The organism is Nocardia sp. 852002-20019_SCH5090214 (genome assembly GCF_001665865.1).
GTDB classification, from domain to species: domain Bacteria; phylum Actinomycetota; class Actinomycetes; order Mycobacteriales; family Mycobacteriaceae; genus Nocardia; species Nocardia nova.
Genome location: NZ_LZMK01000140.1, coordinates 33989 through 54590, shown reverse-complemented (window position 1 = coordinate 54590; position 20602 = coordinate 33989). Strand labels below are relative to the sequence as shown.

Here is a 20602-nt window from a genome sequence, read left to right as displayed (position 1 = left end):
CTCCGCACAGGCGAGACCGCGGACGCGGACATCGGCACAACAGCGCAAGACCCGCGCCGCTACATCGTGGCGCGGGTGTTGCGTTGTCTCCCAGCGGTTTCAGAGATGGTCGGCGTCGATCACGGCCTGCGCGAAGGCCGCGGGCGCTTCCTGCGGGACATCGTGGCCGACCCCGGGCAGCGTGCGGTGTTCGTACTTGCCGGTGAACTTCGCGCGGTAGCTCGTGCCGTCGGCATTGGCGCCGTCGAAATCGCTGCCGATGGCGACGGTCGGGACGGTGATCGCCGGGCCCTGCGCCAGCGCGGTCTCCTCCGCGGCGTACTGCGGTTCGCCGGGGACCAGGCCCAGACGCCAGCGGTAGTTGGAGATCACGACATCGACATGGTCGGGATTGTCGAACGAGCCGGCGCTGCGGTCGTAGGTGGCGTCGTCGAAGTTCCACTTCGGCGAGGCGGTCTTCCAGATGTACTTGTCGAAGTCGTGGACGTTGCGGCGATAGCCCAGCACACCGCGGTCGGTGGCGAAGTAGTACTGGTACCACCAACCGGCCTCCGCGGCCGGCGCGAGCGGCTGCTGGTTGGCCGCCACATCGGTGATCAGGTATCCGCTCACGGCAACCAGCGCCTTCACCCGCTGCGGCCACAGCGCGGCGATCACATCGGCCGTCCTTGCCCCCCAGTCGTATCCGCCGAGGATCGCCTTGTCGATGTGCAGCGCGTCCATGAGCGCGACGATGTCGTGCGCGACCGCCGCCTGCTCACCGTTGCGCGCGGTATCCGGGGACAGGAATCGCGTCGGACCGTAGCCGCGCAGATACGGCACGATCACCCGGTAGCCCTGTGCGGCCAGCCGCGGGCCGACGTCGATGTAGCTCGCCGGGTCGTAGGGCCAGCCGTGGATCAGCACGACCGCCGGGCCGTTCTCCGGACCGTATTCGACGTAGGCGGTGTCGAGGACACCGGCGGTGATGTGCTTGATCGGCCCGAGCGTGGTGTGTTCACCGGCGCCGACGCCCGCGGCGCTCGCCGGAGCGGCGGGAGCCTGCGCATCCGTACCCGACGAGCACGCCGCCAGCGACGCCGCTACCGCTGCCGCCGCGATGATCTGCGCGAACCGCTTCTTGGTGAACATCTGCTCATCTCCCGTGTTCTCGTCCGCCGCGCCCACTGCCACGGCTGCGATACGAGAAACGGTAGGCGGCACGGGTGTGCTGTCGCGCCCGTCGGATGACGGTATGTGCATACGTCATCGCGTGCGGGCTACGGCACCGGATCCGTCGCGGTGCGCAGTGCGCCGGCCAGTTCGGCACGGGAGGTGACACCGAGTTTCGGGAAGATGCGGTGCAGGTGGGTGCTGACGGTGCGATGCGACAGATACAGCCGCTGCCCGATCTCCCGGTTGGTGAGCCCTTCGGCGGCCAGCTGCGCGATACCCAGTTCGTGCGGGGTCAGGCTGTCGCGTGCGTCGGGGTCGCGGCGCGGGCTGGTCTCCCCCGCGCCCCGGAGTTCGCGCCGCGCGCGATCGCCCCAGGGCCGCGCGCCCAGCGCGTCGAAGGTGTCGCGGGCCGCTCGCAGCTGTGCCCGCGACTCGACGATGCGCCGCTGCCGGCGCAACCACTCCCCGAAGGCGAGCTGGACGCGGGCGCGTTCGAACGGCCACCCGTCCGGATCGGCGTCGAGAGCAGCGGTGAACAGGTCTTCCGCGGACTCGGCCGACGCGAGCAGGGCGCGGGCGTAGCGCAGGCCGACATGCAGGGCCGGTGACGGGCTACGCCGGGCCGGCTCCTCGAATTCACGCACGACCTCCTCCGCCTCCTCGACGCGCCCGGCGCGCACCGCGGCCTCGACCAGATCGCCCACGACGTAGGCGCGCAGGGCGAGCTGATAGGCCGGATCGGCGGGGTCGAGAATTCGGCGCAGGTCGGCGAGCGCGTCGTCGTAGCGGCCCTGTCCGAGTGCGACGAGAGCGCGGGCCCGTTGCACGGTGGCCAGTACCGGTCGCGCGCCGGCGGCCGCGCCGATCCGTTCGGCCTCCTCGGCTCGCTCGATCGCTTCGTCGAAATCGCCTCGTAGCGCGGCGATTTCGGCTCCGACAGCGACGGCGAGACCGTACATGAAGTGCTGGCCGGTTTCCGGTCCGAGGCGCCCGGCCTCGGCCGCGGCCGCCGCACCGCCCACCAGATCACCGGTGCGCGCACAACTCCAGGCCCGCACCGCCAGCGCTCTGGTCAGCAGGCCGAGCCTGCCCTGTTCCCGCAGGCCGGTGATCGCCGTGGCGGAGAAGCGGCCGGCCAGCGCGAAGGCGCCGATCTGCAACGCCGCGCTGCCGAGATAGCGGTCCACCTCCGGATCGGCGCCGGTGCGCCCGGCCAGTGCGCGCAGTCGCTCCGAGACCGTCGCGCCGCGCTCGAACGGGGCCACGTAGGCGGTGATCGCCACGATCCGCGGATCGCCGACGGGCAGACCCGTACCGTCGGCGACGGTCAGCAGGGCGCGGCGCGCGTCCGGACCCGGCTCGGACCAGAAACAGCGCATGGCGGTCCCCCACAGGATGCGCATCGCGAGGTCCCGATCCCCTTCCGCTGCAACGGTTTCGGCCAGTTTCGCAAGTTCGGTGGTGCGGGCCGGATCCTCACCGACGCCGTCGTCGAATCCGCTGACCAGCCAGGTCGCCAAGGCGCGCTGACGCTGGTCGAGATCCTGGCGACCGGCGGCGCGCAGCAGCCGATCCACGGTGTCGCGCTCGCCGGATTCCACCGCCAGCTCGGCGGCGCGCAACAGTCGTCCCACCCGCGCCGCCGGTGTGTCGGTCAGGCGGGCGGCGTCTTCCAGGGTCGTGATCGCCGCCGCCACCCCGCCCCGGCGCAACGCCCGCTCGGCCGCGGCCTCGAGTTCGGCCGCGGCGGCGTCGTCCGGTCCGGTGACGGCGGCCGCGTGATGGCGGGCGGCGCGGTCCGGCTGCTCGCGCAGGGTCGAGGCCAGCGCACGATGGGCGGCACGGCGGGCGGCAGGCTGCGCCCCGGCGGGGATCGCCGACCGCATCAGCGGATGACGGAATCGCACTGCGCCGGAATCGATCTCGATCAACCCCGCGGTGACGGCGGGGGTCAGGTCCGCGTCGTCGACCGGGCCGCCGAGCAGCAGTGCGGCGGCCGCGAGCGTTTCCGCTACCGACAGTTCGTCGAGCGCGGCGAGCAGCAGGACGGTGCGGGTCGTCTCGGGCAACCGATCGGCCCGCAAACCGAACGCACGTTCCAGCCGCTCGGTGAGCGGCAACGCCGCCTCGGTCCGGTCGGTGGCCGAGGGTAATTCCTTCAGCGCCAACGGATTTCCGGCCGCGGCCGCCAGGACCCGTTCTCGCCGGTGATCGTCGAGGCCGGGCGCGGCGGTGTCGAGCAGCTGCCGCGCCTCCTCCTCGCCCAGTCGCGAGAGTGCCAGCGTCGGGTGCCCGGCCTGCGACAGCGCCGCCTGCGCGTCCCGGGTGGCGGCGACCAGCACAATCGGCTCGGATTCCAGCCGGCGGGCGAGGAAGCCGAGCACGCCGGCGGTGGCGGCATCGAGCCAGTGCAGGTCCTCCACCACCAGCAGCAGCGGCTGTTCGGCCGCCCGATCACTGAGCAGGGTCAGCAGCGCCGCACCGATCAGATATTCGCTCGGTGCGGCCACGTCGACGAATCCGAGCGCGGCGTTCAGTGCCGCGGCCTGGGTGGGCGGCAGCGCATCGATGCCGGTACGCAGCGGGAACACGATCTGATGCAATCCGGCGTAGGGCAGCTGCTGTTCGGCCTCGGTCGCGGTCACGGTCACGACCCGGACGCCCGCCAGCCTGGCCATCGCCGCGACCTCGTGCAGCAGCGCGGTTTTACCGATCCCCGCTTCGCCCGCGATGACGACGACGCCGCCGCGCTCGGCGATGCCGGTGATCGACTCGTCCAGATATTTGAGTTCCGATTCCCGTCCGACCAGCGACATCCGTGAGCACTCCTGTCCGCTCCCGGCACCGGCCGGCGCCGGTCACCGCGGGGCGATAGCAACACACCGAGCGAACTCGGCATGCCGTCGACACTATCGGTTCCACGGGCGAACCAGCGGACTCCGGGGCGCGATCCCGCCCGGGAACAGGCTCGGAATGCCGCGGGCGGCGGCGATGAACACCACCTCGCCCGGACGGCCCGTCGACGCACGAGCAGTAACCCGACCTGACCTTTTCCGTGCGATGCGGTCCCGGCTGTTATCGTCGGGCGGAGTCGGTAGATCAAGGAGACCAGACATGGTTGGTGAACTCGACATCTCCGGATAGACCCGGAAGTCACGGCCACCGGTAGGCGCACGCGGCGCCGCCGACGTGGCCATGTCGTCGTTCACCCGATCACCCTGCGGCGCGATCGCACCGTGCCGCAACGACTTTCGAGGTCTCACCATGTCCGATGCCTTCATCGTCTGTTCGAACCTGTCGTTCACCTGGCCCGACGACACCCCGGTGTTCCGGGATCTGTCCTTCAGCGTGCCGGGCGGACGGACCGGCCTGGTCGCCCCCAACGGCGCCGGGAAGACCACCCTGCTGCGCCTGATCGCCGGCGAGCTGACCCCTTCAGCGGGCAGCATCACCGTCGACGGCGCCCTGGGATATCTGCCGCAGAATCTGCCCCTGACCGGAGAGCTGACGGTCGCTGAGGTTCTCGGCATCGCACCGGTGCTGGCCGCGCTGGCGGCCGTCGAATCCGGCGACACCGACGAGCGGCACTTCACCACCATCGGCACCGACTGGGACATCGAGGAACGCACGCGCGCTCAACTGGACCGGCTCGGGCTGGGCGCGTTGCCGCTCGACCGGCGGCTGCACACCCTCAGCGGCGGGCAGATCGTCTCGCTCGGACTGGCCGCGCAGCTCCTGCGGCGACCGGATGTGCTGCTGCTCGACGAACCCACCAACAACCTCGATCTCGAGGCGCGCCACCAGCTCTACGACGTGCTCACCGACTGGAACGGCTGCCTGCTGCTGGTCAGCCACGACCGGGCCCTGCTCGACCGCACCGATCGCATCGCCGAACTCTACGACGGCGAAATCCGTTACTACGGTGGCAGTTTCACCGACTACGAGCAAGCGGTGCAGGCCGAGCAGGCGGTGGCGGAGAAGAACATCCGCACCGCCGAACAGGAGGTCAAGCGCGAGAAGCGGGAATTGCAGCAGGCTCGCGAACGCGCCGCGCGCCGGGCGAGCAACGCGCAGCGCAATCTCGGCAACGCCGGACTGCCGAAGATCTTCGCCGGCACCATGAAACGCAATGCCCAGCAGTCGGCGGGTCGCGCGAACGAAACCCACGGCGCCCGGCTGGACGCCGCGAAGAACCGCCTCGACGAGGCCGGGCGGGCGCTGCGCGAAGAACAGCGCATCGTGCTGAACCTGCCCGATACCGAGGTCCCGGCCGGCCGCACGCTGTTCGCCGCCGAGCACATCCGGTTCCGCTTCGGCGAGCGCGAGTTGTTCGCCGGCGAGGGCGCCGATCTCACCGTCCGCGGACCCGAGCGCATCGCCTTGACCGGACCCAACGGCGCGGGCAAGTCCACGCTGCTGCGCATCGTGCACGGCGACCTCACCCCCGACAGCGGTACCGTTACCCGCGCCGACGGCCGGATCGCCTACCTGTCCCAGCGGCTGGACCTGCTCGATGCCGACCGGACCGTGGCGGAGAATCTGGCCGCCGCCGCCCCGCACCTGCCCGCCGCGCAGCGGATGAATCTGTTGGCGCGCTTCCTGTTCCGCGGCTCGCGCGCCCATCTGCCGGTCGGCGTCCTCTCCGGCGGGGAGCGACTGCGGGCCACACTGGCCTGCGTGCTGTTCGCCGAACCCGCGCCGCAACTGCTGTTGCTCGACGAACCCACCAACAACCTCGATCTGGTGAGTGTCGGACAGCTGGTCGGCGCCCTGGAGTCCTATCGGGGCGCGATCGTGGTCGTCAGTCACGACGAACACTTTCTCGCCGAGGTGCGGGTGAGCCGGCACTTGCGACTCGCGGACGGCCGCCTGGCCGACGACAACGCCGCCGTATCCGCCGAACCCCCGTCTCCCCGATAACACCCGACGGCTCCGAAACCGAGCGTGGCGGCGGTCGAATCGAGCGTTTCGTCCGCCGCCATCGGGGGACGACCGGTTTCGGTGTCACGCGGATCGCGCGTCGGGGCGGCTCGCGCGCTCACGCCCCGTCGCCGACCGTTCCCACCACTGGCAGGTATGACCTTCTGCCCGCCACTAGAATCGGCGTGTTGTCGTACCTACCGCAGCGATCGGTAACCACCGATTAGCCCGAGTCGCACACAATCCACACTCCCCTGCGCGCCGGCGCCATCCGCCCGGCGCCGGATTTCCGCAAAACTGCTGCTGACGCGCCCCACTCGGGGACATCGGCGGTAGGCCCGCGACCGCTCGCCGATACCGCACGCGAAAAGTATTTCCGGAGAAGGCTTTTCACATTAGATCTTCCGAAACAGGCCATCGATCTGCACGTTTCGTGTGTAGGCTACCGCCCGGTAGCTGTTCGACGGCCGAGGGGTGGCGGCTGATGTAGTAGACGAGGATCCGGTGATGCAAGGCAGGGAATCCGTCGAATCTCCCCATTTACCCGACACACTCGGCGCCGGCCGGCGCACCTGGGCGTTCTGGCTGGGCCTGACGGCCACCACCGGCGGAGTGCTGCTGCACCTGCCGATGTTCCGGATGGCCCGGGACATGGGCTACCGCATGGCGGGAATGCCCATGGACACCGCGATGATCTGCGGTATGGCGCTGATCGTGGCCGGATTGGCGCTGACCACCTACGGCCTTTTCCCGACTCGATCGGTGCACCACCGGGTGGTCGCGCTGCGGGTGGCCGCCCTCGACGACGCCCCCATCAACCGCGTGCACGTGGTGCTGATGCTGGTGATGGCGGCCGCGATCACCATCGATGTGATGAAGCCGACGACACTGTCGTTCGTGGTACCCGGAGTCGGCGCCGAATACCACCTGAGAACACCGGCCAACCCGCATGTCGACGCGCTGCCGGTCGCGTTGCTGCCGCTGTCGGGCATCGCGGGCACCGTACTCGGCTCGCTCCTGTGGGGCTGGCTCGGCGACCGGATGGGACGCAAGGCCGCCATCCTGCTGGCCGGAATCTTCTTCGTGGGCACCTCGATCTGTGGCGCGATGCCCAGTTTCGAATGGAACGTGGCGATGTGTTTCGTCATGGGGCTGGGCGCCGGGGGGATGTTGCCGATCGCGTTCACGCTTCTCTCGGAGACCATCCCCGCCCGGCATCGCGGCTGGTTGCTGGTGCTGATCGGGGGTGACATCGCCGGCGCCTACATCGTCACCAGCTGGCTTTCGTCGACCATCGGGCACACCTACAGCTGGCGCAGCCTGTGGCTGCTCGGGTTGCCGACAGGATTCCTGCTGGTGCTGCTGGTGCGCTGGATCCCGGAATCGCCGCGCTACCTGCTGGCCGTCGGCCGTCACCGCGAGGCCGAAGACGTGCTGCGCACCTACAACGCCGAGATCGTCCCGGTCGAGCACAGCGAACTGGCCGCCGAGGACGGCGTGCGCGACGGGTTCGGACAATTGCTGCGGCGGCCGTATCTCGGTGTCACCGTGGTGTTGTCACTGATCGGGCTCGGGGTCGGCTTGGTCACCTACGGATTCCAGTTGTGGTTGCCGACCAATCTGCGCAATCTCGGATTCAGCGATGTGACCGCCGATCGCATCCTGCGCGATTCCGCCCTCATCGGATTCCCGCTGAACTTCGCCGTCGCCTACTGCTATCACCGTTCCACCAAATGGACCCTCATCACGCTGGGCGCGCTGCTGGCGGTGACCCTGGCCGGATTCGTGATACTCGGCGACCATGTGGCCGACCACCGGCTGCTGCTCAATACCCTTCTGGTAGTGCCCATCTGGGGTTCCAGCTCGATCGTGGCGGTGATCGTCGCCTACGGCGCGGAGATCTACCCGACCCGGATCCGCTCGCGCGGCAGCGGTGTCGCGGCGGCCATGACGAAGGCCGGCGGCGTCGGTGTGATCGCACTGGTGGTGCTGGCGGTGGCCGCGCCCTCGATCAGCGTCATGGCCTTGATCAGTGCGGTGCCGATCGCGCTGGCGACGATCGCGGCGGTGGTCTACATCGTGGAGACGCGGCGCCGCTCCCTGGAGGACATCACCGCCGCCGAACTGCGAACGGTGGCGGCGGCATGAGCGCGACTGCCTGTGAATCCGGTGCCGCGGTGGCACAGTCGTTACGAGATCGCTTGATCCACGCGACTATTCAACTCATCTCCGCGGAGGGCCTGACCTCCCTGACCGTGCGACGAGTGTCGCGGATCTGCGAAGTGTCGACCATGGCGATCTACTCCAATTTCAGCGGAATGCCCGGACTGCTGCGCGCGGTGGGCTCGGCCGGATTCGCCCAGCTCTCGGCCCGGCTGGCCGAGTGTGGGTGCACCGACGACCCGATCACCGACATTCTGGTGCTGGGCTTCGTCTTTCGCGACGAAGCGCTGCGCAAACCCGAACTGTTCCGCCTGATGTTCGCCACCGAATCACCCAGGGCGGAGGTGAAGCTGCATCGCGGCAACATCCTGTCCGGTACCGGCGATTCGGACTTCGACAACTTCGCCGAGAGTTTCGACCACGTGGTGCGGGCGACCCAGCGCGCCCTCGACGCCGGCCTGGTTCGCGCGGAGAACGCACGGGCGGCGGCGGCCCAATTCTGGACGGGTCTCTACGGTTTCATCCAGCTGGACATGGCCGGGCTCTACGGAGACGAGGGCGTCGGCGAGGTACTGCTGCCCTCGATCGTGAACATCATGATCGGCATGGGCGCCGATCCCGAGTGGGTGCAGCGCTCGGTGCACCGCGCGGTGGAGCGCGTGCTCTCACCCACGTCCTGACCGGCGGCGCAGCCGCACGCCGGCGCGCTGCATGCGAGCCATCGCGCGTTCGGCGAAACCGTTGCGCTTGGGTAGCAGTTCGAGTTGCAGCAACAGTTCGTTCAGGTCCCAGGTGGCCTTGCTACGCCAGATCAGCCCCTCGCGAAACTGCCAGATGTCGACCACGAACAGGTCGAACTTCTTGCCGGTACCGGCGAATCCGGGCGGATCGATCGGCCCCGTATTGGTGCCGGTCATCCGCCACGGCACGATCGCGGCCAGCCCGTCGGCGGTGACGGCGGGCTCGAACACAAGGTGATAGGCCACATCCGGAAACGAGCGCACGGTGTCGTCGACGAATGCCGCGACCGCGGACCGGCCGATCATGACATGTTCTTCGGACGGGTCGAGCCAGCGGGTGTCCTCGCTGACGCAGGCGGCGACGGCGGCGGCGTCACCGGCGTTCCACCCGGCGATGTAGTGGTCGACGAACCCGCGCAGCCAGGCGGGGTCGGTAATCGGGTCGGCTCCCGGATCGAGCGCGAATTCACCGGATTTCATGACGGCTGAATGTACCCGAATAACAATGTCATGAATGGCGGTGACATTGTTATTTCACCGGGCCCGGCGCGCACGCCGGCCGATAACGATGTCATTGTTCGATCATATGGCGCAGATGGCCGCAAATAACATCGTCATGGCTCGGACATAATCACTGTCGAGCTCCGGGAAATAACATCGTCAGCCCGAAAATAACACTGTCAGCAGGCCGGATGTCATTTCGAAAATTCAGCGCACCATGCCCTCGAGTCAACTCGCACAACGACTTTCGACAATTCTCCAACCGCCGCGAGCGGTTCGTATCTATGCTCGCTGTTGTTCGTATATGAATGGTTCGACCGCTTCCGTGCACATGTGCACGACTCGGTGCAGACAATCAGAGGACCGCGCAATGTCCGATGCAGCAATCGTCGGGATCGGCTGTCGTTTTCCCGGCGGTATCGACGGTCCGGACTCGTTCTGGGATTTCGTGCTCCGCCGCGGCGACGGCGTCGTTGAGGTCCCGGCCGATCGGTGGAGTCTCGACAAGTTCTACGACCCGGATCCCGACGCCCCCGGGCGCATGTACACCCGTCACGGCGGCTTCCTGACGCAATCGCTGTGGGATTTCGACGCCGACTTCTTCGGCATCTCCCAGCGCGAGGCCGCCATCCTGGACCCGCAGCAGCGGCTGTTGCTCGAGGTGGCCTGGGAGGCACTCGACGACGGCGGGATGGCCGGGCGGGTCGGCGGGCGCGATATCGGCGTATTCGTCGGCGGCTTCATGATGGACAACGCGGTGAGCCGCAATGTCGTTCGCGCCTCGATCAATTCGCACACCCCGACCAGTTCCTCGCACACGCTGCTCTCGGCCCGGATCGCGTTCCTGCTCGATCTGCACGGGCCGACCATGACCATCGACACCGCATGTTCGTCCTCCCTGGTGGCGCTGCACCAGGCCGTGCGAGCGCTGGAGACCGGAGAATGTTCGGCGGCGATCGTCGGGGGCACCAACGCGATGCTGCAGCCGGAGACGTTCGTCTCCATGTGCAAGGGCCGGTTCCTGGCCGTGGACGGGCACTGCAAATCCTTCGACGCCGACGCCGACGGATACGGCCGCGGTGAAGGTGCCGGTGCGATCGTCGTCAAACCGCTCGACGCGGCGGTCCGTGACGGCGACCGCATCTACGCCGTGGTGCGCGGCAGCGGGGTGAATCAGGACGGGCGCACCCTGGCCGTGCCGGTCCCGAATCCGGTTGCGCAGCAGCAGCTCGCCGAGCGGGTGCGGCAGCAGGCGGGGATCGCCGCGCACGACATCGGCTTCGTCGAGGCGCACGGCACCGGAACTCCGGTGGGCGATCCGATCGAGATGACCGCGCTGGGCGCGGTGTACGGGGCCGTGCCGGAACGCACGGAGGCGCTGCCGGTCGGGTCGGTGAAGAACAATATCGGGCACACCGAGGCCGCGGCGGGCGTCGCCGGCGTTATCAAGGCCGCGCTCACCGTGCATCACCGCACGATCGCCCCGCAGGCACGGCTGGACAAGCCCAATCCGGAGATCGATTTCGACGGCCTGGGCCTGCGGGTGCCGTTGCGCGCCGAACCGCTGCGACTCCCGGTGGTCGCCGTCAACAGCTTCGGCTACGGCGGAACCAACGCGCATGTGCTGATCGGGCCGGCGCCCGAGACGGCCGAACCAGCCCACACCGCATCGTCTTTGCCCGTCCTGCCGTTGTCGGCGCGAAACGAGTCCGCGCTGCGCGTGCTGGCGGCCGAGCTGTGCGTGGCATCGGATGCGGTGCCGCCGCACCACCTGACCGCCGCGGCATGGGTGCGGCGCGCACACCACCCGCTGCGCACGGCCTTCTTCTACACCGACGGCGACGATCTCCGAGCGCAGCTGACCGAATTCGCGGCCGGTGGCGGCCGGACACCCGCACGAGCGATCTCCGAGGGGAGCACGGATCCGGTGTTCGTGTTCAGCGGAATGGGGCCGCAGTGGTGGGCGATGGGCCGGGCTCTGCTCGAAGCCGACGGTCCCGGCGCCGCCGCCGCTCGCGAGATCGATCGAGAGTTCCGGGCACTGGCCGGCTGGTCGGTTCTCGCGGAATTGCTCTGTGACGAAGACGATTCGCGGATCACCCGCACCGAGATCGCCCAGCCGGCGAACTTCGTCGTGCAGGCAGCGCTCACGGCCGAGCTGGCCGCGCTGGGGATCCGTCCGGCCGCGGTGGTCGGTCACAGCGTCGGCGAGGTGACCGCTGCCTACGTATCCGGTTCGCTGACAGCGGCGCAGGCGGTCGCGGTGAGCTATCACCGTTCCCGGTTGCAGGCCACCACCGCGCACACCGGCGGCATGCTGGCCGTCGGTCTCGCGGAGGCCGAGGCGCGGGAACTGGCGGCAGACGCCTCCGGCATCGATATCGCGGCGGTGAACAGTCCCTCGGCGGTCACACTGGCAGGCGATGTGACGGTACTGCGCGACCTCGCCGACCGCCTCACCGCCGACGGCACGTTCGCACGGATGTTGCGGGTGGAAGTGCCGTATCACAGTCGCCGCATGGATCCCGTTCTCGACGAGCTGCGCACCGAACTCGCGGCCCTGTCCCCCGCGGCGGCCACGATTCCGGCCTACTCCACGGTCACCGCACAGCGCGCGACCGGTGACGATTGGGATGCCGACTACTGGTGCCACAATGTGCGCGACACGGTACGGTTCGCCGACACCGTCGCCACGATGCTCGCCGACGGGCACCGGGTGTTCCTGGAGATCGGTGCGCATCCCGTCCTCAGCGGCAGCATCCGCGAAATCCTGCTGGATCACGGCGTGACCGGGGCCGCCGTGCCGACGCTGGCCCGCGGTGGTGACGACCACGCGAATCTGCACAGCGCCCTCGCCGACCTCTACCGCGCGGGAACGCTCGACGGTGACCGGCTGCCTGCCGGAATCGACACGGCCACACCGCATCTGGACCTGCCACGCTATCCGTGGCAGCGCCGGCGCATCTGGTCGCAACAGCCGGAGACCGAACTCGACCGGCTCGGCACGCCCGGCGGCTACGCCCTGCTCGGCGACCGCACCGCGGCCACCGCACCGGAATGGGAGGTGCAGCTGTCGGTATCGAATCTGCCGTGGCTGCACGACCATGTGGTCGCGCAGGCGGTCGTGCTGCCCGGCGCCGCCTACCTCGACGCCGCGCTCAGTGCGGTCGCCGCGCGCACCGGCCGCGACACCTTCGGCCTGGAAGGGGTCGAATTCGTCAGCCCGCTGGTGATCGACGACCACGATGTACCGGTCGTGCGGATCGGCGTGGAGGAGAGCACCCGGCGTTTCACGATCCGATCCCGCCCGGCCACCGGCTCGGACTGGACGGTCAACGCCTACGGCCGGCTCGTCGAGGCCGATATCGACTCCTGTCGCGTCGACACCGATCCCGCACCCGATGCGGTCGAGATCGCCAGCGACACCGTCTACGAGCGAATGGCCGCACACGGACTCCGCTACGGTCCCGCCTTCCGCCGGTTACGCCACATCGCCGTCGGCGCCGACACCGTCCTCGCCCGCGTCGACGGCAGCGATCGCGATCGCGCCCACCGCCATCTGGCGCACCCGGCCATCGTCGATGCCGCGCTGCAGTGCTTCGCGGCGCTGTACGCGAACAAGTCCGGCCCGCAGCCCGATTCGGACGACGACGTCGTCGTTCCCGCGTCGATATCGGGAGTCCGCCGACACGGCCCCCTGCCGGAGGATCCGGTGGTGGTCGTGACGCGCGATCCGGCCGACGCGCTGCGTGCCGACATCCGGATCGCCGCCCCCGACGGCACGGTCGCGATGAGCCTGCTCGGGGTGCGGTTCCGTAACCTCACCGCCACACGTTCACTCACCGAACGGCTCGACGAGCTGTTCTACGAACCGGTCTGGGAGATCGTCACCGACGGCGGCGACCCCGCGGCCGCCCCGGCTCCGGACGAGGCGTTCGTGGTGATCAATCTCGGGGCGCAGATCTGCCAGCGCGCCAAGGAGATCGCCACGTCGCGAACGGTCGAGCCGGTGACGGTCGGTGAACACTCCGGGGCGTACGACGCCGCCGCGCTCGCCGATCTGTTCCGGACCGCCGCGCGGGACTCGGGCAGACTGCGCGTAGTGGTCGCCGCCGGTGAGGATCTCGACCCCGCCGCCGGCGTACACGGCACGGCAGAGGTCGCCCGCGCGGTGAAACAGCTTCTCGCCGAAACGGATTCGGGTGCGGTCGAGGTCCGGGGTGTGATCGTCACCGAGAACGCGTTGTGTCTGCCGATCGACGATTTCGCCCGCCTCGACCATGCGGCGCTCACCGGCGCCCGCCGCGAACTGCTCAACGAACTACCGGCCGGGCACTGGCGGCTCGTCGATACCGAACCCGGCACGCCCGCCGCCGACATCATCGAACGAATCTACGCCGACACCAGCATCGACGAGGTGGCGTTGCGGGCCGGTGCGTGCTGGACGATTCGCTGGCGGCACACTCTCCCGGCGCATATCCGGGAGTGGGAAACCCCTGCGCCGCTGGTGGATCCGCAGCAGTCGTATCGACTCGACATCCCGCGGTCGCGGTTGCTTCCCGATCTGGCCCTGGCCACCGCGGACCGAGTCGCCCCCGGCCCGGACGAGGTCGAGATCCGGATGCGGGCGGTGGGCCTGAACTACAAGGACGCGCTGAAGGTGCTCGGTGTGCTCACCGAGCGTGAACTCGAGGGCACCTTCTTCGGCACCGAGATCGGGATGGACGGATACGGCGTCGTCGAACGGGTCGGCAGCGCGGTGACCGGGATCGCGCCGGGCGACGAGATCTTCGTCGTCGCACCCGGAATCGTGCGCAAGTTCGTCACCCTGCGCACCGATACCGGCGCCACCACCGTGATGGACATCTTCGAGCCCGGCACCTTCGATCCGCTGCATTGCACCTCGGTCATGCCGCTGTTCACCGCGGAGATCGGGTTGCGGGAGCTGGCGCGCGTGCAACCGGGTGAGACCGTACTCGTGCACGGCGCGGCCGGCGGTATGGGTATGGCGGCGCTCCAGGTCGCGCTGCGGCTCGGCGCCCGGGTCATCGCGACCGCGGGCACCGCCGAGCGCCGCGAACGGGTGCGGGCGGCGGGCGCCCACGAGGTACTGTCCTCGCGGTCGATCGGATTCGTCGACGAGGTGCTGCGACTGACCGGCGGCGCGGGCGCCGATGTGGTCTACAGTTCGGCGCCGGGTGAGATCCTGCAGCAGAACTTCCGGGTCGCGGGAGAATTCGGCCGCATCGTCGATATCGGCAAGGCCGACATCTACGGATCGGGAACCATCGATCTGCGGCCCTTCGACCGCAACCTGTCGTTCTTCGCCGTCGATATCGACCGCATCCTCGCCCGCCGCCCGGAGCAGGTCCGGCGGGCCGCGCGGCGCGTTGTGCAGGCCCTGCATGCGGGCGAGTACACGCCGCTGCCGAATACCGTCTTCGGCCTGGACGAGCTGAGCGCGGCCTTCGAGACGGTCGCTCGCTCGGCGCAGATCGGGCGGGTGGCACTGGATCTGCGCGCGGACCACCCGCAGGTCCGGCATCTGCCCCGCGAGGTCGACATCGACCCGGCGGCGAGCTATCTCGTCACCGGCGGATTCGGCGCCTTCGGACTCGCGACGGCCCGGCAGCTGGTGCGACGCGGCGCCCGCAATCTGGTTTTGGTGGGTCGCGGCGGCGCTCGCACCGCGGCCGCCCGCGCACAACTCGCCCGCTTCGCCGCCGACGGAGTACGGGTGCGCGCCGAACGGGTCGATGTCGCCGACTACGACGCCGTGGCGGCTCTGCTGGACCGGATCGCCGCCGACGGAGCACCGCTACGCGGACTCGTCCACGCCGCGGGCGTGGTCAACAACACCGAGATACCCGAGGTCACTCCGGAATCGCTGCACGAGATATTCCGGCCGAAAGTGCTCGGCGCGCTCAATCTCGACCGGGCCACCCGTGCCGCCGGACTGGACCTGGACCTGTTCGTCCTCTACGCCTCGGCCAGCGGAATCGCCGGGCTCTCGCCCCAATTGGGTTATGCCGCAGCGAATTCCGTCCTGGACACCCTGGCCTGGACGCGGCGCGCGCAGGGGCTGGCGGCGATCTCGGTGGATTGGGGGTTCATGCGCGGCGACGGCGGGATGGCCGATTCGCGGGCGGTGTCGCGCTATGCCGAGATGACCGGTTACGGCTCCCTGGACATGGATTTCGCGACCGCGCTGCTGTGGGAAACCCTGCGGCTGCCGGTCACCCAGTGCGCGATCCTCGACATCGATTGGAGCCAATGGGCGCTGGCGCACCGATCCTCGGCACGCGCACCACGCTTCGCCGAACTGGTCGCGGCCGCCGGGGGCGGCGCGGGCGTCGTCGGCGCGCTGCGCGCGGAAATTCTGGCACTGGATTCCGAACAGCGCGGCGAGGTGGTCGCCTGTCTGCTCGGCGAGCAACTGGCGATCGTGCTCGGCGTCGATGCCGACACCGTGGATCTGGCGACACCCACCAGCGAACTCGGCCTCGATTCGCTGATGGCCATGGAATTCGGCGCGCGTGTGGTGAAAAGCCTCGGCGTGAAGATGTCGGTGCTGTCCATCGGCGCCGGCCTGTCGCTGGCCGGTCTCGGGGTGAAGATCGCCGCCCAGATCGCCCAGGAAGAAGCAACGTCCGACCGTACGGCAGCGTGAGGAGCCCGATGACGACCGACAGTATGGATGCGCGGGCGGTGGCCCGGGCCCTGATGTCCAAACACGATCCCGGCAGCGGCGGCGCGCAGACCGCGGCCACCGCGGCGGTCACCGTCGCGACGACGACCGAAACACCGGTGCGCCGCACCGATTTCCGCGACCACCCGGGCGTGGTCGAGGCGGCCGAGAAGTGGGCGCGGTTCGACAGTTGGGCCACCGCGGCCGGAGTGCTGAACCCGTATTACCTGCCGCACGAGGGTGTCAGTGGGGCGCGGACCCGCTTCGCGGGCCGGGACATGCTGAACTTCAGCAGTTTCGGATATCTGGATCTGGCCGCGGAACCGCGGGTGCAGGCCGCCGCGGCGGCCGCGATCGATACCTACGGCACCTCGGCGGCCGCGGTGCGGCTGGTCGCCGGTGAACTTCCGCTCTACCGTGAGCTCGAATCCGAGCTGGCGCGCATCTACGACACCGACGCGGCGATCGTGACGTCCAGCGGATTCCTCACCAACGCCGCCGCGGTGGCCTTCCTGCTCGGCAAACGCGATCTGGCGGTGTGCGATTCGCTGATCCACAACAGCATCGTCTCCGGCACCGAATGGGCGGGCTGCCGGCGGGTGACGTTCCGGCACAACGATCCCGACTCGCTGGAAGCGATACTGCGGATGTCGCGGCGGTCCTTCGACCGCGCGATGGTCCTGCTCGAGGGTGTTTACAGCATGGACGGCGACATCGTGCGGCTGCCCGAGATCATCGAGGTCGCACGGCGTTACGACTGTTCGGTCATGATCGACGAGGCGCATTCGTTCGGTGTACTCGGCGAGCGCGGCCTCGGCGCACGCGAGCTGTTCGACCTGCCCGGCGACGCCGTGGACGTGTGGATGGGCACGCTGTCGAAGGCGCTCGGCAGCGTCGGCGGGTATCTGGCCGCCAACCGGGAACTGGTGGACGGCTTCAAATACTCCGCCGCCGGTCTGAGCATGTACACCGCCTCACCCGCACCGTCGGCCGCCGCGGCAGCACTGGAAGGGCTGGCCGTCCTGCACGACGAACCGCAGCGGGTCGCCGCGCTGCGCCACAACAGCCGGTATTTCCTCACGCGCGCACGGGAATTGGGCTTCGACACCGGCAACGGCGCCGGTACCCCCATCACGCCGATCATCACCGGCGCCGACGAACCGGCGGTGCGCGCGTCGATGCAACTGCTCGAGCACGACGTGATGGCGAATGCGATCGGCCATCCGGTCGTCCCCGCCGGCCAGGCGCGCCTGCGATTCTTCGTCAACTGCCGCCACACCGAGGACCAGCTCGACGCGGCACTGAGCACCCTGCGCCGGATATTCGACGGCTTCACCACGGAAGAGGGCCCGAACTCGTGAAACTGCCCGTCTCGACCTCTCTGCTACGCAAAGCGCTGGTGCCGCTGGCATCCCTCGCGCTGATGGGAATTCTGCTGGTGCCCGCGCATTCGGCCATGGTCGCACCGGTATCCGACGATCCGAACGGAGCGGCGGCGCACCGATTCCACTTCACCGAGATGCCGATCGCGCTACCACCGGGGCTGCCCCAGCGCACGATCCGCCATATCGAGCCCCGCTACGAACACGTGGTGGCGTGGATGTCGTCGGTCAACTCGGCGGTGGCGATCAACGACATCGACGGCAACGGCAAGGCCGACGATCTGTGCCTGGTCGACTCGCGGTCCGATTCGGTGATCGTCACCCCGGCGCCCGACAGCGACACCACCCGCTACGCCCCCTTCGTCCTGAATCCGGCCCCGCTGCCGACCGACGACAAGATGGCACCGACCGGATGCATCCCCGGCGACTTCGACCATTCCGGCCGAATGGGCCTGCTGGTGTACTACGGCGGCCGCACGCCGATCGTGTTCCTGCCGCGTGCCGGCGCCGCGAAACTGGACAACAGCGCGTTCAAACCGGTCGAGCTCGTGCCCTCCCCCGCGGCTCCCGACGGGAGTTATCACGGGGCGCGCTGGTTCACCCTCGCCGCATCCGTCGCCGATTTCGACGGCAGCGGCAATCCGAGCGTCTTCATCGGAAACTATTTTCCCGACAGCGATTTCATCGGCCCGGACGGCACCCACAGCCTGACGCTCAACGAGTCGTTCTCCAAGGCGACCAACGCCGGCAGCGACCACCTGCTCACCTTCGAACGCGCCACCGGCGGCGCCGATCCCACCGTGGATTACCGCGAAGTGTTCAACGCCTTCCCGGAGGGCACCACCAACGGCTGGACCATCGCGACCGCCACCCAGGATCTGACCGGCACCGGCCTGCCGTCGCTGTACGTGGCCAACGATATGGGACCCGACCGGCTGTTCGTGAACCGCTCGACCCCCGGTGCGATCAGGTTCACCCTCGCCGAGGGCACGCGCGGGCCCACCGATCCGAAATCCTTCGTGCTGGGCCATGATTCGTTCAAAGGCATGGGCGCGGACTTCGGCGACCTCGACGGTGACGGTATGCCCGACCTGTTCGTCAGCAATATCGCGCAGCGGTGGGGCATCGTCGAGGCGAACCTCGCCTTCATGAACACCGCCCGAAACCCGAAAGAAGCCGCGGAGAAGCTGAATTCGGGTGTCGCTCCCTTCCGCAACGAATCGGTGCGCAAGGGCCTGGCCTGGGACGGCTGGTCATGGGACACCAAGATCGACGACTTCGACAACAGCGGCCGTCCGCAGATCGTGCAGAGCAACGGCATGTTCAAAGGCAAGACCACGCGCTGGCCGCAGGTGCAGGAGATGGCCACGATGAACGACGATCTGACGAAATATCCCTGGGCCTGGCCGAAGTACACCGCCGACTCGGATCTGGCCGGCAACAACCGGATGGGCTTCTTCGTCCAGGACGCCGACGGCAATTTCACCAACATCTCACCCGCTCTGAACGTCTTCGCGGCGACCCCGACCAGGGGTATCGCGGTGGGCGATTCCACCGGCACCGGACGGCTGAGCTTCGCCGTCGCGCGCCAGTGGGAGGCACCGGTCTACTACCGCAACGATTCTCCCGATCTCGGGCAGTATCTCGGCCTGCGCCTGTTCACCCCACCCACCAACACCGCCTCGGGGGGCACCACGATCGCCGGTCAGCCGATCCTCGGCTCCCCCGCCCTCGGCGCGGAGGTCACCGTCACCACTCCGGACGGGAAACCGCATGTGGCCCAGCTCGACGGCGGCAGCGGCCACGCCGGCAAGCGCGCCACCGAAATCCACCTGGGCCTCGGCGAGATCGACGCCGCGACACCACTGCCGGTCACGCTGAGCTGGCGCGACAACCACGGCGGATTCCACACCCAGCAGCTGCAACTGCGGCCCGGCCGCCACACCCTGGTTCTCGATTCCGACGCGCGGGAGGTCACCCGGTGAGCGCACAGAATACCGATCACAGCGGCGACGCTCCCGATCGTTCGGAGCTGCCCCGGTGGCGAAGGATCATCGGCGTCGACAAGGAGGGGCGGGATCCGCGTTATCTCGCCCTGCGCAACTTCGCGGCCTCGCTGACGTTCTTCAATATCCTCGGCTTCCTCTGGCTCGGTTTCGAGCAGCCGTGGTTGTGGCCGTTCCTGTCCGCGGCGACCGCCTACGTCGTCGAACTGTTACTGGAAACCCTTGCCGCGTGGGCCTATCGGCGGCGGCCGGGATATCTCGGTAACGGGTTACGCGGGCTGATGGTGTTCCTGATGCCGGCGCACATCACCGGCCTGGCCTTCAACTTCCTGATGTACGCGGCGGATCGATTTCTGCCGATCATGTTCGGCATCACCGTCGCCGTCGGCACCAAATGGGTGCTGCGGGCCAAGATCAACGGCAAGATGAAACACTTCATGAACCCGTCGAATTTCGGGATCGTCGTATCGCTTCTGCTCTTTCCGCAGATCGCGATAGTCGGTCCGTACCACTTCGTGGAGAACATCTCGGGAGCGGCCGACGCGCTGATCGTCCTGGGCCTGCTGATGGCCGGAACCATGTTGAACGCCAAGCTCACCAAGAAAACGCCGCTGATCCTCGCCTGGCTGGCGGCATTCGTCCTGCAGGCCGTGCTGCGCGGCCTGTTCGAACCGGACATCTCGATGATCGCCGCGCTGACGCCGATCACCGGTCTGGCGTTCGTGCTCTACACGAACTACATGATCACCGATCCCGCGACCTCACCCTTCGGCACCCGCAATCAAATCGCGTTCGGGGCATCGGTCGGCATCATGTACGGGATCCTGATGGTGCTGCACGTGTCGTTCGGGCTGTTCTTCGCCCTCGTGATCGTCTGTGCCGCCCGCGGCGTCTACTGGTGGTCGCGCAATATCCGCGAACGACTCGCCCGCCGCGCCGAATTCGACCGCGATCCGGTTCCGGTGCCGATCCAGGAGCCACTGCCTGCACCCGAACCCGCGCCGGTCCCCTCCTGACCGAAAAGCACTTCGCAGCAACAGAATCGAG

The 20602-nt window shown here is 68.6% G+C and carries 10 protein-coding genes; 7 read left to right on the top strand and 3 right to left on the bottom strand.

All coding sequences use genetic code 11. The annotated features are described in order from the left end of the window. Nucleotides 1–99: 99 nt before the first annotated feature. Both A5780_RS12050 and A5780_RS12045 read right to left on the bottom strand, forming a co-directional pair. On the bottom strand, nt 100–1131 hold the full coding sequence (locus tag A5780_RS12050; protein ID WP_064908475.1) for an alpha/beta fold hydrolase: 1032 nt from the start codon (nt 1129–1131) through the stop codon (nt 100–102). A 128-nt stretch (nt 1132–1259) separates the two neighbouring features. After that, entirely contained in the window at nt 1260–3971 is a 2712-nt protein-coding gene (locus A5780_RS12045; protein WP_064908463.1) for an AAA family ATPase, read from the bottom strand. A gap of 448 nt (nt 3972–4419) precedes the next feature. Between A5780_RS12045 and abc-f the strand changes: the two genes are divergently transcribed. The 3 genes from abc-f (at nt 4420) to A5780_RS12030 (ending at nt 8918) form a co-directional block, all read left to right on the top strand. Further along, nucleotides 4420–6075: a ribosomal protection-like ABC-F family protein gene (gene abc-f / locus A5780_RS12040; protein WP_064908474.1), complete on the top strand. Its 1656-nt coding sequence runs from the start codon at nt 4420–4422 to the stop codon at nt 6073–6075. A 507-nt stretch (nt 6076–6582) separates the two neighbouring features. Continuing rightward, entirely contained in the window at nt 6583–8223 is a 1641-nt protein-coding gene (locus tag A5780_RS12035; RefSeq protein WP_064908473.1) for an MFS transporter, read from the top strand. Further along, nucleotides 8220–8918, top strand: a complete 699-nt coding sequence (locus A5780_RS12030; protein ID WP_063018788.1) for a TetR/AcrR family transcriptional regulator — start codon at nt 8220–8222, stop codon at nt 8916–8918. Before A5780_RS12035 ends, A5780_RS12030 begins: the two co-directional genes overlap by 4 nt. Here the strand turns inward: A5780_RS12030 and A5780_RS12025 are convergent. Beyond that, complete coding sequence (locus A5780_RS12025; protein ID WP_063018795.1) at nt 8904–9458, bottom strand: nuclear transport factor 2 family protein; 555 nt, start codon at nt 9456–9458, stop codon at nt 8904–8906. The genes A5780_RS12030 and A5780_RS12025 overlap by 15 nt on opposite strands. Nucleotides 9459–9849: 391 nt before the next feature. On the opposite strand from A5780_RS12025, the gene A5780_RS12020 reads away from it, so the two are divergent. The 4 genes from A5780_RS12020 to A5780_RS12005 are packed head-to-tail and all read left to right on the top strand — an operon-like array spanning nt 9850 to nt 20571. Further along, a complete protein-coding gene (locus A5780_RS12020; RefSeq protein WP_064908462.1) occupies nt 9850–16149 on the top strand; it encodes a type I polyketide synthase in 6300 nt (2099 codons plus the stop codon). 8 nt (nt 16150–16157) lie between these two features. Beyond that, on the top strand, nt 16158–17528 hold the full coding sequence (locus A5780_RS12015) for an aminotransferase class I/II-fold pyridoxal phosphate-dependent enzyme (protein ID WP_064908461.1): 1371 nt from the start codon (nt 16158–16160) through the stop codon (nt 17526–17528). Then, on the top strand, nt 17525–19534 hold the full coding sequence (locus A5780_RS12010) for a CRTAC1 family protein (protein WP_197521733.1): 2010 nt from the start codon (nt 17525–17527) through the stop codon (nt 19532–19534). Before A5780_RS12015 ends, A5780_RS12010 begins: the two co-directional genes overlap by 4 nt. Continuing rightward, nucleotides 19531–20571 carry an RnfABCDGE type electron transport complex subunit D gene (locus tag A5780_RS12005; protein ID WP_104364348.1) on the top strand — a complete coding sequence of 347 codons (1041 nt, stop codon included), beginning with the start codon at nt 19531–19533 and terminating at the stop codon, nt 20569–20571. Before A5780_RS12010 ends, A5780_RS12005 begins: the two co-directional genes overlap by 4 nt. Nucleotides 20572–20602: the final 31 nt, after the last annotated feature.

What these genes read in the sequence shown, in the direction of transcription:
- A5780_RS12015 (WP_064908461.1), top strand. Translation starts at nt 16,158, where the DNA reads ATGACGACCGACAGTATGGATGCGCGGGCGGTGGCCCGGGCCCTGATG.
- A5780_RS12035 (WP_064908473.1), top strand. Translation starts at nt 6,583, where the DNA reads ATGCAAGGCAGGGAATCCGTCGAATCTCCCCATTTACCCGACACACTC.
- A5780_RS12025 (WP_063018795.1), bottom strand. Translation starts at nt 9,458, where the DNA reads ATGAAATCCGGTGAATTCGCGCTCGATCCGGGAGCCGACCCGATTACC.
- A5780_RS12045 (WP_064908463.1), bottom strand. Translation starts at nt 3,971, where the DNA reads ATGTCGCTGGTCGGACGGGAATCGGAACTCAAATATCTGGACGAGTCG.
- A5780_RS12050 (WP_064908475.1), bottom strand. Translation starts at nt 1,131, where the DNA reads ATGTTCACCAAGAAGCGGTTCGCGCAGATCATCGCGGCGGCAGCGGTA.
- abc-f (WP_064908474.1), top strand. Translation starts at nt 4,420, where the DNA reads ATGTCCGATGCCTTCATCGTCTGTTCGAACCTGTCGTTCACCTGGCCC.
- A5780_RS12020 (WP_064908462.1), top strand. Translation starts at nt 9,850, where the DNA reads ATGTCCGATGCAGCAATCGTCGGGATCGGCTGTCGTTTTCCCGGCGGT.
- A5780_RS12030 (WP_063018788.1), top strand. Translation starts at nt 8,220, where the DNA reads ATGAGCGCGACTGCCTGTGAATCCGGTGCCGCGGTGGCACAGTCGTTA.